Annotated in this window: 14 protein-coding genes; 3 read left to right on the top strand and 11 right to left on the bottom strand. The window is 71.3% G+C overall.

What is annotated here, in order from left to right:
- Nucleotides 1-111: 111 nt before the first annotated feature.
- Entirely contained in the window at nt 112-330 is a 219-nt protein-coding gene (locus H8R17_RS04045; protein ID WP_187821731.1) for a hypothetical protein, read from the top strand.
- Nucleotides 331-424: 94 nt separating this feature from the next.
- Here the strand turns inward: H8R17_RS04045 and H8R17_RS04050 are convergent, their stop codons facing one another.
- From H8R17_RS04050 to H8R17_RS04100, 11 genes are all read right to left on the bottom strand, one after another.
- The gene (locus H8R17_RS04050; RefSeq protein ID WP_187821732.1) at nt 425-811 is read right to left on the bottom strand and encodes an IS3 family transposase; all 387 of its coding nucleotides are present in this window, start codon (nt 809-811) and stop codon (nt 425-427) included.
- On the bottom strand, nt 808-1,524 hold the full coding sequence (locus H8R17_RS04055) for a gamma-glutamyl-gamma-aminobutyrate hydrolase family protein (RefSeq protein WP_316959304.1): 717 nt from the start codon (nt 1,522-1,524) through the stop codon (nt 808-810). Before H8R17_RS04055 ends, H8R17_RS04050 begins: the two co-directional genes overlap by 4 nt.
- The gene (locus H8R17_RS04060) at nt 1,521-3,005 is read right to left on the bottom strand and encodes an aldehyde dehydrogenase (RefSeq protein WP_187821733.1); all 1,485 of its coding nucleotides are present in this window, start codon (nt 3,003-3,005) and stop codon (nt 1,521-1,523) included. The genes H8R17_RS04055 and H8R17_RS04060 overlap by 4 nt, the downstream gene beginning before the upstream one ends.
- A gap of 69 nt (nt 3,006-3,074) precedes the next feature.
- Nucleotides 3,075-4,532: an APC family permease gene (locus H8R17_RS04065; RefSeq protein ID WP_187821734.1), complete on the bottom strand. Its 1,458-nt coding sequence runs from the start codon at nt 4,530-4,532 to the stop codon at nt 3,075-3,077.
- Between the two features lie 151 nt (nt 4,533-4,683).
- Complete coding sequence (locus H8R17_RS04070; RefSeq protein ID WP_187821735.1) at nt 4,684-5,301, bottom strand: TetR/AcrR family transcriptional regulator; 618 nt, start codon at nt 5,299-5,301, stop codon at nt 4,684-4,686.
- A gap of 48 nt (nt 5,302-5,349) precedes the next feature.
- Complete coding sequence (locus H8R17_RS04075) at nt 5,350-6,195, bottom strand: fumarylacetoacetate hydrolase family protein (protein WP_187821736.1); 846 nt, start codon at nt 6,193-6,195, stop codon at nt 5,350-5,352.
- A complete protein-coding gene (locus tag H8R17_RS04080) occupies nt 6,188-7,120 on the bottom strand; it encodes a 3,4-dihydroxyphenylacetate 2,3-dioxygenase (RefSeq protein WP_187821737.1) in 933 nt (310 codons plus the stop codon). The genes H8R17_RS04075 and H8R17_RS04080 overlap by 8 nt, the downstream gene beginning before the upstream one ends.
- Nucleotides 7,113-8,573, bottom strand: a complete 1,461-nt coding sequence (locus H8R17_RS04085; RefSeq protein ID WP_187821738.1) for an aldehyde dehydrogenase — start codon at nt 8,571-8,573, stop codon at nt 7,113-7,115. The genes H8R17_RS04080 and H8R17_RS04085 overlap by 8 nt, the downstream gene beginning before the upstream one ends.
- Nucleotides 8,574-8,697: 124 nt before the next feature.
- Nucleotides 8,698-9,510 (bottom strand): acetoacetate decarboxylase family protein, encoded by an 813-nt coding sequence (locus tag H8R17_RS04090; protein WP_187821739.1) that lies wholly within the window; start codon nt 9,508-9,510, stop codon nt 8,698-8,700.
- An 11-nt stretch (nt 9,511-9,521) separates the two neighbouring features.
- Nucleotides 9,522-10,730, bottom strand: a complete 1,209-nt coding sequence (locus H8R17_RS04095) for an FAD-dependent oxidoreductase (RefSeq protein ID WP_187821740.1) — start codon at nt 10,728-10,730, stop codon at nt 9,522-9,524.
- Nucleotides 10,731-10,732: 2 nt separating this feature from the next.
- Nucleotides 10,733-10,921: a ferredoxin gene (locus H8R17_RS04100; protein WP_187821741.1), complete on the bottom strand. Its 189-nt coding sequence runs from the start codon at nt 10,919-10,921 to the stop codon at nt 10,733-10,735.
- A gap of 169 nt (nt 10,922-11,090) precedes the next feature.
- On the opposite strand from H8R17_RS04100, the gene H8R17_RS04105 reads away from it, so the two are divergent.
- On the top strand, nt 11,091-12,464 hold the full coding sequence (locus H8R17_RS04105; protein WP_187821742.1) for a glutamine synthetase family protein: 1,374 nt from the start codon (nt 11,091-11,093) through the stop codon (nt 12,462-12,464).
- A 16-nt stretch (nt 12,465-12,480) separates the two neighbouring features.
- Nucleotides 12,481-13,767 (top strand): cytochrome P450, encoded by a 1,287-nt coding sequence (locus H8R17_RS04110; protein WP_187821743.1) that lies wholly within the window; start codon nt 12,481-12,483, stop codon nt 13,765-13,767.
- The last annotated feature ends 36 nt before the right edge of the window (nt 13,768-13,803 follow it).

Genomic DNA, 13,803 nt, shown 5'->3' on the forward strand with positions numbered 1-13,803 from the left:
TCCATCTCCTCAGGTGTCACGCCCGAAAGAAGATCACACCCTACCCACGCACGAACAACCGGGGTACCTAACAAAGCCCTACTAGTGGAATGCGCGTGGCGGTGGGACTGGATGGTGCCGGTTCTGGCCGAGCAGCAGTTGCTCGCCGGAAAGGCGGAAACAGAAGCCTGGCGCACGGCTTCGGGGCCTGAGGCCCGGGCCGCGCTGCCGGACTTCTACGCCGACTGCCGGAAACTCGGCGAGCTGGGCCTCACCGGCTTGGCAAGGTTGGATCCGGACGTCGTCGGTACCGAGGAATCCTTCTGGGCCGGGGCCGTCCTGGATCTCTGATCCTGTTCGGATGCCAAACGGAGGCCCGGCAGGTTCCCGAACCTGCCGGGCCTTGTACTACTGAAGTGTCCCCGTGATCTTGGACACTCAATGTCTACGCCGCGAGGGCGTGCTGCTGCCGCTGCCTGGTCTCGGCTGGGGTGAGGTAGCCGAAGACCTTGTGCTTGCGCAGGCGGCGGCGGTAGTAGAAGGTCTCGATGAAGTTGAAGACCTCGGCGCGGGCGGTGGCCCGGTCGGGCCAGAGGCGGGTGCCGATCTCGTCTTTGAGTAGCGCCCAGAAGCTTTCTGCGGCAGCGCCCGCCCGTGTCAGCGAGCGCCGCTTGCGGCGGGTGACACCGCGGATGTCGCGGTCCCGCATCACTCGGGCGATGCGCTTGCGGTTCACACGCCGCCCCAGACGCCGCAGTTCGGCGTGGATCCCCGGGACGCCGTAGGTCCTGCAGGAGGCGATGTGCAGCACAATGTGGACGACAATCCTCAACTGTCCAGTGTCACACGCCTGTTGATTGCGGCCTGCTGCACGAGGGCGTTGAACAGGCCCTGCTGAGCGGGATCTCCGTGCGCGGTGTCCTCGGGGTGCCACTGGACGGCGGTGAACCAGGCCCGGTGCCCGGTGAGTTCGAGGCCTTCCACGGTGCCGTCGGCGGCCCGTGCGGTGACCGCGAGTCCGGTGCCGAGCCGGTCCACCCGCTGGTGGTGGTAGCAGGAGACCTCGGCCTTCCCGGTGCCTACGGCCCCTTCGAGCAGGGTGCCGCGCTCGACGGTCACCGGGTGGACGACGTGCCGGTGGTCGCGTTCCGGGCCGCCCATGTCCTGTTCGAGGGTGCCGCCGAGGGCGACGTTGACGACCTGGAGGCCGCGGCAGACCGCCAGCAGCGGCAGGCCCAACTCCAGTGCGTACCGGGCGACTTCGAGGTCGAAGGTGTCCTGGAGATCGTCCACGTCGTAGACGGTGGAGTGGGTGCCCGGGGCGCCGTAGCGGTGCGGGGCGAGGTCGCCGCCGCCGGGGAGGAGGACGCCGTCGAAGCGGGCGAGGCGGGCCGCGACGTCTCCGGCTGCGGGGTGCATGCCCGCCGGTTCGCCGCCCGCGCGCCAGACAGCCTCGATCAGGCCGCGGGCGTTGACCTCGGCGGCGTACCGGAGCGCGGACGTGGTCGCCGAGAAGCGGGCCGGGACGGCGACGAGCGGTCTCACAGCTGGATCCAGGTGGTCTTGAGCTCGGTGTACTTCTCCAGCGCGTGCACGGACTTGTCGCGCCCGTTGCCGGACTGCTTCCAGCCGCCGAAGGGGACGGTGAGGTCGCCCTCCTCGTAGCAGTTGACCCAGACGGTGCCGGCCTTGAGCGCGCGGGAGACCTGGTGTGCGGTGGACAGGTCGGAGGTCCACAGTCCGGCGGCGAGGCCGTACTCGGTCGCGTTGGCGAGCCGGACCGCCTCGTCGAGGTCGTCGAAGGTGAGCACGGACAGGACGGGGCCGAAGATCTCCTCGCGGGCCAGGCGCATGCCGGAGCGGACCCGGTCGAAGACGGTGGGTTCCAGGAAGGTGCCGCCGGACCCGGCGAGGGCGCGGTCGCCGCCGGTGCGCAGCCGGGCGCCTTCGCCGGTGCCGGCGCGGATATGGTCCAGGACGCGGTCCAGGTGGCTCTCGCCGACCAGAGCGCCCATCTCGGTGGCCGGGTCGAGCGGGTCGCCGACGCGCAGGTCGCGGGCCCGCCGTACGACGGCGTCGGTGACCTGGTCGGCGACGGAGGAGTGCACGAGCAGCCGGGAGGGGGCGGTGCACATCTCGCCCTGGTTGAAGAAGATGCCCCAGGCCGCGGTGGCGGCGGCCTGCTCCAGGTCGGGGGCGTCGGGCAGGACGATGTTCGGTGACTTGCCGCCGAGTTCGAGCCAGACACGCTTGAGGTTGGAGTCGGCGGCGTAGTGCAGGAAGTGGCGGCCTACGGCGGTGGAGCCGGTGAAGGCGAGGACGTCGACGTCGGGGTGGCGGCCGAGCGCCCGCCCGGCCACGGGTCCGTTGCCGTTGACGACGTTGAGCACACCGGGCGGCAGTCCGGCCTCGGTGGTGAGGCGGCCGAGCAGCAGGGCGGACAGCGGGGAGTTCTCGGACGGTTTCAGTACGACCGTGCAGCCGGCCGCCAGCGCGGGGGCCACTTTCCAGCCGGCCAGTGTCAGCGGGAAGTTCCAGGGGACGACCGCGCCGACGACTCCGGCCGGTTCCCGGGTGACCAGAGCGAGGGAGCCGGCTGCGGTGTGCGGGGACTCGTCGGTGAGCTTGTCGGCCAGTTGCCCGTACCAGCGGAAGGTGTTGATCGCGGCGCGCAGTTCGATGTCGTACGCGTCCGCGATCGGCTTGCCCATCTCCAGGGTGACCGTCAGCGCAAGCTCCTCGCGGCGCTCCTGAAGGAGGTCGGCCAGGCGCAGCAGGACCCGGCCGCGCTCGGCGGGCGCGAGCCGTGGCCACGGCCCGGTGTCGAAGGCCCGCCGGGCGGCGGCCACGGCGGCGTCCACCTCGGCGGGGCCTGCGTCGGCGACGTGGGCGATCACCCGGCCGTCACGGGGCGAGACGACCGGGAAGCTCGCTCCCGCGCCCGGTTCGTCGGTGCCGTCGATGTGGTGGGCGCCGGAGAGGTCGAGGGCCTTGGCGCGGCGCAGCCATTCCTCGTGTTCCAGCATGACGGGAGGGCCTCCATTTGATCTCAAACAATACGGGCGGTCGACTGCCCCGTGAGGGCCGGGCGTGTGTCAGCTCTCCCCCGCCGCCCTGCCGCGGGTCAGCCGGGCCGCCCCGACACCGAGGAGCAGGACCGCCGGGACGGTGAGCTGGAGCAAGAGGGCGGTGGCCGGGTCGCCGCCGATGAGCGTGGTGAAGTTCTCGACGATCAGCCAGATGGCGCCGGCGATACCGAGTGCGCCCAGCACCGGGGCGATCAGCGTGTTCCAGAGCCGGGTGTCGGCGCGCGAGCGGCGGAAGAAGACGATCACGGACACCGAGGTGAGGAGGTACAGGAGCATCATCCCGAGCACCGCGACGCCGCTGAACCAGGAGAACAGCGTCAGCACCGGGTCCTTGCCCAGCACCGCGAACGGCATGACCAGCAGGATCGCGAGCACGGTCTGCGCGACTCCGGCCGCCCAGGGCGACCTGCGCCCGTTGAGCGCGGTCAGGCGGCGCGGCAGCAGCCCGTCGCGGCCGAGCGAGAACAGGTAGCGGTTGGCGGAGTTGTGGAACGCCAGGATGCCGGCGAACAGGGAGGTGGCCAGCAGGACGGGCAGTACGTCACCGGTCCAGGCGCCGAGCCGGTCGACGACGGGCCCGAAGACGAAGGCCGCGCCGTCCCCGCCCTTCAGGGCCCGGCCGGCGTCGGCCGTGGCGTGGGACGCGCCGTGCGCGGAGACGAGCATCCAGCTGGTGAAGGCGAAGAAGCCGGTGACCACGGCGACCGCCAGGTAGGTGGCCCGGGGCACGGTCCGGCGCGGCTCGCGGGCCTCCTCGCCGTAGATGGCGGTGGCCTCGAAGCCGAGCATCGACGCGACGGCGAACATCAGGGCGACCCCCGGAGCACCCTGGAGCGCCGCGCCGGGCGAGAAGCTGCCGCCGAAGCCGAGGCCCTCGGGCCCGCCGCCGGCGAAGAAGGTCGCCAGGGCGAAGGCGATCAGAATGCCGAACTCCGCGAGCACGAACACGGCCAGCACCCGGGCGCCCATCTCGATGCCGGCCGCCCCGAGGATCTGCACGACGACCATGGTGGCCAGCGCCCAGACCCACCAGGCGATGTGCACGCCGGTGTGCTGGGCGACCAGGCCGCTCACCGTCGCGCCGTACAGCCCGTACATGGCGGCCTGAACGGTGCAGTACGCGAACAGCGCGACGCCCGCGCTGCCGGTGCCCGCCGGGCGGCCCAGCCCTTTGCCGATGTAGGTGTAGAAGGCGCCGGCGTCCACCACATGGCGCCCCATGGCGACGAAGCCGACGGAGAACAGCAGGACGACCGCGCCCGCCGCGAGGTACGCGGCGGGAACACCGGGCCCGTTGCCGATGGAGACGGCGACGGGCACGGCACCGGCGATACCGGTCAGCGGCGCCTGTGCGGACAGGACGAAGAAGAGGATGCCCAGGACGCCGAGGGAGTCGGGCTTGAGCCCGCCGGCCTGGGAGGAATCTTGTGCGGTCCGTGGGGCGACCGCCGTCTGGCTGTCCACTCGAAATCACCTGCCGGGGACGGGAAGGGCGGGGAGAAGAGGGCCGGATAGGGGACGGATGGTCATCGTTTCGGCCCAAACGATTCGCCTCATAGTGGTCCGGAAACTATCCGTTTGACAAGAGGTCCGTGGACCCGGACTTCTTCTGGATCTACGACGTGTGCGGCCGGTCCCCGCCCTGCCGGGCGCGCTCGGTCAGCAGGGTGCGCAGCTCGTCCAGGGCGGCCTCGGTGACGTCCGGTTCCCCCAGGACCAGCTGGTGCAGGACGAGCCCCTCCAGCGACGCGAAGACGAGCCGGGTCAGGGCGGGGCTCGTGCCGTCCGGCAGGATGCGGTCCAGTTCCCTGCCCGTGGCCGCGAAGTACTCCTCGTACAGCGTGCGGATCTGCGGCAGCAGCTCGGGCCTGCGCCGGGATTCGAGCATCAGCTCGTACTGGAAGCTCTGCAGCGCCGGGACACCGGTGACCATGTCCGCAAGGCCCGCCGCGAAGTCCTCGACCTTGCCCGTGCCCGGCTCCAGCGCGCTGGTGCTCGTGCTGGTGCGGACCGCGTGGGCCAGCGCCGCCTCGATCAGCGCGTCGCGCGAGCCGAAGTGGTGCACGACCAGACCGTGGGTGACGCCGGCCTCCTCCGCGACGGCACGGTAGGTGAGCTTGCGCAGCCCGCCGCGGGCCACCACGCGCACGGCCGCGTCGAGCAGCGCCGTACGGCCGGTGCCGTAGTGCACCCGCTTGCGGGCCCGGGCGGCGGGCGTCTCGGCGTCGCTCATGGGCGCGACCCTACCCGCACGTCGGACACCGCCCGGCCCGTGCCGCCGTCAGCGCCGGGGCGGGCGGATGCCGCGGAACTCCCAGTCGCCGCCGAGCGCGGTGGACAGCACCTCCTCGGACTCGGTGGGCTGGGCGCCCACGTCGGCGCGGACCGCGGTCGGCCCGGTGACGATGTGGTTGGTGAGCCGCCCGAGGCCCTCGACCTCCACCTCGACGACGTCCCCCGGCTGGACGGGCCGGGAGTTGGCCGGGGTGCCGGACAGCAGCACGTCCCCGGGGTACAGGGTGATCGTGCGGGCGATGTCGGCGACGAGGTAGTGCATGTCCCACTTCATCTCGTCGGTCGACCCGTCCTGTACGACGGTGCCGTTGACGTACGTCCGCAGCCGCCTGCCGCGGAAGTCCCAGTCGGTGACCAGGCCGGGGCCGAGCGGGCACAGGGTGTCGGAGCCCTTCACCCGGAGCATGGAGCCGGCGTCGGTGTCGCGGAAGTCGTGCAGGCCGTAGTCGTTGGCGACGGTGTAGCCCGCGATGTACTCCCCCGCCTCGGCCGGGGAGACGTTGCGGGCGGTCTTCCCGATGACGATGGCGACCTCGCCCTCGTAGTTGAGCCACTTGCAGCCCTCGGGGCGGACGATCGCGCCCTTGTGGGCGTTGAGCGCGGAGGTCGGCTTGTGGAAGTAGGTGGGCGTGTCGGGCAGCCCGATCTGGAACTCGTCCACCCGGCTGCGGTGGTTGAGATGGACGGCGATCACCTTGGAGGGGACGACCGGCGGCAGATGGTGGGCGTCGTCGGCCTTGACGCGGCGGCCGTCCCCGGCGACGAGTTCGGCGCCGTCGACGGTGACCTGGACGGCGGCGCCGTCGAGGAGGATGCGGCGGTACTCAGGCATGGGCGGGCTCCTGTGCGGTGGTGGTACGGGACGCGGTCCAGCCGCCGGCCGGGCGGTCGAACCAGAGGTGGGCCTGGCCGGTGCCGACGGAGTTCTCGTACGCGCCGTACTGGCGGGCTCTGGCCGTGCAGGCCCGCTCGCCGAGGGCGCCGGCCAGCATCAGGTAGTGGAAGAACTTCGCCTCGGGCCTGAACTTCCAGAACTCGTCCATGGTGTCGAGGACCTTGTCGTGGCGGCCCTCCTTGAACCAGGCGATGCGCTCCTCGTCGGCGGCCCGCGCCTCGGGCGTGAAGATGTGCACCGGGTCGCTGGCCTCGTGGTCGCGCAGCTCCCGCAGCGGCCAGAAGGTGTGCGACAGCGCACCGGAGGCGATCAGCAGCACACGCCGGCCGGGGGTGGCGGCGATACCGTCGGCCAGCGCCCGCCCGAGCCGCAGGTGGTCCTCCATGTCCCCGGTCTGGCAGACGCCGATGCTCACCCACCGCTTGTCGGGCAGGCCCTCGCCGAGGTGCTTCCAGAGGTTGATGGTGGCGTAGTAGATCGGCAGGTAGTCGTCGTCGATCGCGGTGATCCAGGTGCCGTGCTTGTCCGCGAACTTCTCGATGCTGCGGGCGAGTTCGGGGTCGCCGGGGAAGTCGTACGGCATCCGGCACATGCCGCGCGGCAGCTCCTCGGAGGTGAACAGGCCGGCGCGCCGCTGCTGGGCGGTGACGACGAACTCGACGGTGGTGGCCCAGTGCGAGTCCAGGACGACGACGGTGTCGTAATCGTGGGCGGCATCACGCTCGAACACATCCGTGCGCAGCTCGCGGAGCCCGGTGACGAGGGTGATCTCCTTGCCTTCGTTGAGTTCGCGGCGTTCGGACTCGGGCAGCACGATGGTGGGGACGTGGGCGAGGAGCCCGGCACCGACGATCTCACCCATGGTGCGTCCATCCCTTCGGGGCGGTGACGGTGTTCTTCAGGTCGCAGTAGAAGTCGAAGCTCCAGGTGCCGCCCTCGCGGCCGACGCCGGAGAGGCGGGAGCCGCCGAAGGGTGCCTGGAGGTCGCGTACGAAGAAGCAGTTGACCCAGACGGTCCCGGCGACGAGCTGTGCGGTGACGCGTTCGGCCCGCCCGGGATCACCGGTGACGAGGGTGGCGGCGAGGCCGAACCGGGTGTCGTTGGCAAGGCGTACGGCCTCGTCCTCGTCGCCGAAGGTCTGCAGGGTCAGCACCGGACCGAACACCTCCTCCTGCACGATCTCCGCGTCCTGGGCGACATCGGTGAGGAGCGTCGGCGCGTAGTACAGCCCGTCCTTGCGGTGCCCGCCGATCACCGGCCGCGCCCCCGCCGCCAGCGCCCGCTGCACGAAGCCGTCGATCTTCTCCACCTGCCGGGGGTGGACGTTCGGCCCGATGTCGGTGGCCTCGTCGCGCGGGTCGCCCTGCGAGAGCCGGGTCGCCTTGTCGACAAACCGTCGCGTGAACTCCTCGGCGACGGACTCCTCGACGAGCAGCCGCGTGCCCGCCAGACACACCTGCCCGGCGTTGTCGTACTGCTCCACCGCGAGGTCCACGGCGAGATCCAGGTCGGCGTCGGTGAACACCAACAGCGGTGATTTGCCGCCGAGTTCGAGACTGAGCGGAGTGAGGTTACCGGCGGCCGACGCGGCGATGCGCTTGGCCGTGGGGACCGACCCGGTGAAGCTGATCCGGCGCACGTCCGGGTGTGCGGTGAGGGCGTCGCCGATCTCGGCGCCGTAGCCCTGGACGACATTGAGGACCCCCGCCGGAAGCCCTGCCGCGGCGGCGATGTCGGCCAGCAGCGAGGCGGTCAGCGGCGACCACTCGGCCGGCTTGAGCACCACGGTGTTCCCGGCGGCGAGCGCCGGGGCGACCTTCCAGGTGGCCAGCATCAGCGGGGCGTTCCACGGGGTGATCAGCACGCAGGGTCCCGCCGGGTCCCAGCTGACATGGTTGCGGTGACCCCGGGTCTCGAAGTCCTCGTGGTCCAGCGCCAGCAGCCAGTCGGCGAAGAACCGGAGGTTGTGCGCGACCCTCGGCATCACACCGCGCCGGTGCGAACGCAACAGGGCCCCGTTGTCCATGGTCTCGACGATCGCCAGCTCTTCGAGCCGCTCCTCCACGCCGTCGGCGATGGCATGCAGAATCCGGGCCCGCTCTTTCCGCGAGGTAGCAGCCCACCCGGGAAACGCTTCCCGAGCAGCGCCAACGGCGGCTTCGGCCTCGCCGGGCCCACCACGGGCGATCTCCCCGAGCACGCTTCCGTCAATCGGCGAGAGGTCGGTAAAGGTTTCGGCAGAGGCGACACGCGCGCCCCCAATCCATTGCCGAGTGTCGATCGATACACCGGCCACAGTGATCTTGTCAGGCATGAGAAGGGCTCCTTTGAACGAGGGGAAGTGAACGCGCCCCAAAGGGGCGCGGGGCTGTGCTCGATACGCGGCTCCGCCGAGTGGGCGCGACAAGCCACAACAAACCCGCAGCCGACCACGAACCTCACCCGGCAGACGCCCCCGACGTCCCGCTCTCCAACAGCCGCCCCCCATCCCACACAACCCCGACTTGCCGGTAGTACGCAGCGATCGGCTCCCGAATCTCCAACCGGCCCAATTCCTCCGTAGGCGCCTCGAACAACTCCAACTCCGCGTCCCCGCACCACGCCTGCCCCGCCTCGAACGAAGCGGCGCCCGACTCGATCAGCTCATCCAACGCCACTCCCCCGCCCTTCTCGATGGACGGCAACCAGCGATGGTGCGCCATGGGATGCCCATTGACGAACCCGCTGGTCTGCGACGGCCCGCGCAGGGTGACAACCACCTGCGCGAGACGCCGGTCCGCGGCGGCGAGCGTCGCCCCGAACCGCGCCCCCGCCTCGATCCGCGGAGCGGGCCCGTACGGATGCGGCCGCGTCTGATGAATGGACCCGAGCTTCTTCGGATACCCCTGGTGCAGCCCCCGGGCGATCGCGAAGTCCTTGTCGACCCAGATGTAGACACACCGGGAGTACGTCCGCCCCTGATACCGGCAGCGAACGACCGCGAAGGCCTCCTTGTACTGCGCCCGCACCGGATCGAGCAACTCCTCCCCCGACGCCGAGCAGGACTGCCAGTCGGCCCAGATCAACGCCACCGCACCGGGATCCTCCTCGGCCAATTCCAGCGGCTCCGGCAACAGTTCCCGCACCCGCGAGGGATCCGTGCGGTACTCGACGGTCAGCAGATCACCCGAGTACCGCCACGGCGGCGCCGGGATCAGCGACGACGCACCACTGGCCGTCTTGGGATGAAAGTAACCACGGACACTGGCCACTTGGGGACTCCTTACACGGTGAGGGCAGGCTGCTTCATGAGCTCGGCGCGGTAACCGGCGGCCCGCGCGACCACGGCCGGACCGCCGAGCGCGACGACACCGACCAGCTGGCCGCCGGCGTGGTAGCCGGCCAGCACGTCACCGTCCGGGTAGCCGTCCATGACCCGGACGTCGGCGAGCCCCAGACCGGGCGCGCCGAAGGACTGGAGCCGGAAGTCGTGCTGGTCGCTCCAGAAGGTGGGCAACGGGGCAAACGGCGCCAACTCCGGCCCCGCACCGGCGAGGTGGCCGACGAGCACCTTCGCGGCGTGCTTGGCGGTGTCGGCCGGGATGGACCAGTGCTCGACGCGGCGGGGCACACCGTCGTAGCGGGCGTTGGGAAAGCGCGCCACGTCCCCGACCGCGACCACGTCCGGGCGGCCGCCGGCCCGCAGCTGTTCGTCGGTGCGGACACCGTCGGTCAGGTCGAGGCCGTTGCCGTCCAGCCACTCGGTGTTGGCGACCGAGCCGACCGACTCCACGACCACGTCGGCGGCCAGCACCCGGCCGTCGTCGAGCACGACGCCGGTGACGTGGTCCCCGCCCTCGAACCCGGCGACGCCCGTGCCGAGCGCGAAGCGCACCCCGCGCTGCTCGTGCCGCCTGAGCAGGGCGCTCCCGAGCAGCTCACCGAGCGGGCCGGCCAGGGGCAGCGGCAGCGGGTCGACGACGGTGACCTCAGCGACGCCGAGCGCCACGGCCGTCGCGGCGACCTCGCAGCCGATGAACCCGGCGCCGACCACGACGACCCGCGCCCCGGGCCGGGTCAGCGCGCCGCGCAGGGCCTGCGCGTCGTCGAGGGTGCGGACCGTGTGGCGGCCGGCGAGCGGGCCGGGGCAGCGCAGCCGGCGGGGCCGCATGCCGGTGGCGACGACCAGACCGTCGTACGGCAGCGCCGAGCCGTCGTCGAGTTCGACGGTCCGCTCCGCGAGCCGGGCGGCGGCGACCCTCGTACCGAGCCGCCACTCGACGTCGGCGACGCTCGCGCGGCGGCGCAGCGCCAGCGACTCGAAGGGGGCCTTGCCGGCCAGGACCTCCTTGGAGAGCGGGGGCCGGTTGTACGGCATGTGCGGCTCGTCGCCGATCACGGTGATCGCGCCGGTCCAGCCGGCCGCACGCAGCTGCTCGGCGGCGCGCAGGCCGGCCATGGAGGCGCCGGCCACGACGATGCGGGCGCCCACGCTCAGTCCTCGATCCGGATGGCCTGGAGCGGGCAGACGTCCGCGGCCTCCTCGACCTCGTCGCGCAGCGCGTCGTCCGGGGCGGAGTCGTGGACCAGGTGGCCGTCGCCACCCATCCGGAAGACGTCGGGGGCCGCGAAGACGCACTGGCCGTGGTCCTGGCACCTGTTCATGTCGACGACGACCCTCATGGCCGGTCCTCCCTGACTCGTTTGGCTTCAAACAAGATAGGGAGGCGCTCACCCCTGGTCAATGCTTGTCCAGATGGATAATTTCCTGGAACCCACCCCTTGCGGGCAGCAGAACCCACCCATACCGTTTGGCACCAAATAATTTCGTCCAGCGCCCGAGGAGACTTCGGTGAGCGCATCCCCCGTACCCGGCCTGCGGCATCACCTGGAGCGGCTTGCCGCCGACGGCGTCGACGTGGTCCGGGTGACCTATCCCGATCTCATCGGCACCGACCGTGCCCGCGACGTGCTGCTGGACCACCTGCCCGCGGCCTGCGAGCACGGCCTGGCCTTCTGCCGCGCCGTCTACCACACCAGCCCGCAGGGCGACGTCGTCCCCGTCTCCGGCGGCCTCGACGCCGGTCTGCCCGACATCACCGTGCGCCCGGACCTCGACACGCTCGCCGTCCTGCCGTGGGAGTCCGGCGTCGCCACCTGCCTCGGTGACGTCACCGACCCGGCGACCGGGCTGCCCGCGCCCGAGTCGCCCCGCGATCTGCTGCGCGCAGTCCTCGACCGGTGTGCCGGGCACGGGCTGCGCCCGGTGGTCGGCCCCGAGCTGGAGTACTACCTGTGTGACGCCGATCCGGCCGGTCCCACCGGCTGGCGCCGTTACGCGCCGGCCCCCGGTGTCGTCTACACGGCGGGCCTGCGCGCCGACGGCGACAACCACCTGCTGCGCACCCTGCGCCTGCTGCGGGACATGAACATCGGCGTGATCAGCGGCAACCACGAGTTCGACGGCGGCCAGTTCGAGATCAACCTCTCCCACTCCGGCGCGCTGTCGGCCGCCGACCGGGCCTTCCGCTTCAAGGCGTCGGTCAAGGAGCTGGCCCGCCGGGAGGGCAGGCTCGCCACGTTCATGGCCAAGCCGTTCAACGACGCCGGCGGCTCCGGCTTCCACCTGCACCTGTCCTGCGACACCGCCGCAGGCGAGGGCGGCGACGGAGGCGGCAATGCCTTCGACGACCCGTCGGCCCCGTACGGCCTGTCCGCCACCGCCCGGCACGCCGTGGCCGGAGTCCTCGCGCACGCGCCCGCCCTGGCCGCGCTGGCCAACCCGACGGTCAACTCGTACAAGCGGTTCGGGCCGGACACCCTCGCCCCCTGGCTGATCGACTGGGGCCTGGACAACCGAAGCGCCATGGTCCGCGTCCCGCCCGAGCGCGGGTCCGGTGCCCGCCTCGAACTGCGCCTGGGCGACGCCAGCGCCAACCCGTACCTGCTGATCGCCGGCACGATCGCCGCGGCCCTGCTGGGCATCCTGGCCGGCGAGGAGCCGCCCGCCCCGCTGGAGGGCTACGGCTACGACACCGCGCGGGCGGCCGTGCTGCCGACGACGCTGGCCGCAGCCCTGGACGCGCTGGAGGCGGACACCGCCCTGACAGACGCGCTCGGCAAGGACTTCACCTCCTCCTACCTCTCCTACAAGCGCGACGAGGTCGAACGCTTCGGGCGGCACGTCACCGACTGGGAGTTCACCGAGTACGCCTACCACCTGTGACGACTGGGAGCCACCGATGACGACCGAGACCCCGGCTGCCGCCGTGCACGAACCGATGCCCCTGGCGGACGTCGACCTCACCGACCTGGACCACTTCACCGACGGGGTCACGCCCTGGCGGATGTTCCACACGCTGCGCCACGAGGACCCCGTGCACTGGCAGCCGGAGCCGGCGCCCAACTCCGGTTTCTGGGCGCTGACCCGGCACGCGGACATCGCCCGCGTCGACCGTGACCCGGAGACGTTCACCTCCACGAGGTTCGTCAACCTCGAAGAGGTCGACGACGACCAGATCAAGAAACGCGCCTCGATCCTGGAGCTGGACGGAGTCCGTCACCGCGCCCTGCGCAGCCTGCTGCAGCGGCAGTTCGGCGCTAGCGTGATCAACAGCTACGCCGACTTCCTGCGCGGCCTGACCGCGACGACCCTGGACGCGGCCCTGGCCAAGGGCACGTTCGACTTCGTCCAGGAGGTCTCGGCGGACTTCCCGATCAACGTCCTGGCCCGGCTGCTGGACGTGCCGCCAGAGGACAACCGGCAGCTCATCGACTGGGGCAACCGGATCATCGGCCACACCGACCCCGACTACGCGGACGTGCTGCTGCACAGCGAGGAGAGCGAGCAGTACCGCGACCTGCCGTTCCGCTCCCCCGCCTCACTCGAAGTCTTCGCCTACGGCCGGGAGCTGGCGCGGCAGCGGCGCGGCGGCGACGGCACCGACCTGGTGTCCCGGCTGGTCAACACCACCCCGCGCGACGGCGTCCCGCTCTCCCCGCAGGACTTCGACAACTACTTCCTCCTGCTGGTCGTGGCCGGCAACGAGACCACCCGGCACACCATCACCCACTCCATGCTGGCCCTCATCGAGCACCCCGAGCAGCTGGCCCGCCTGCGGGAGGATCCCTCGCTCATCCCCACGGCCGTGGAGGAGTTCCTGCGCTGGGCCTCCCCCGTCTACCACTTCCGGCGCACCGCCACCCGGGACGTCGAACTCGGCGGCAAGCACATCAGGGAGGGCGACAAGGTCGTCATGTGGTTCGCGTCCGGCAACCGCGACGAGGAGGTCTTCGGCAGCCCGTACGACTTCGACGTCGCCCGCGCCGGCAACGACCACGTCACCTTCGGCAAGGGCAGCCCTCACCTGTGCCTGGGTAACCTGCTCGCCCGCACCGAGATCCGCATCATGTTCGAGGAGCTGATCCCGCGCCTGGCCGGCATCCGCCTCGCCGGTGACGTGCCCCGCGTCCGCTCCAACTTCGTCAACGGCATCAAGAAGCTGCCCGTGGAGGTCACCCTCGCCTGAGCCCAGCACGTCCTTGCGCGCGGCCGGCCACGCCTC

The organism is Streptomyces sp. TRM68367 (assembly GCF_014495685.1).
Lineage (GTDB): Bacteria > Actinomycetota > Actinomycetes > Streptomycetales > Streptomycetaceae > Streptomyces.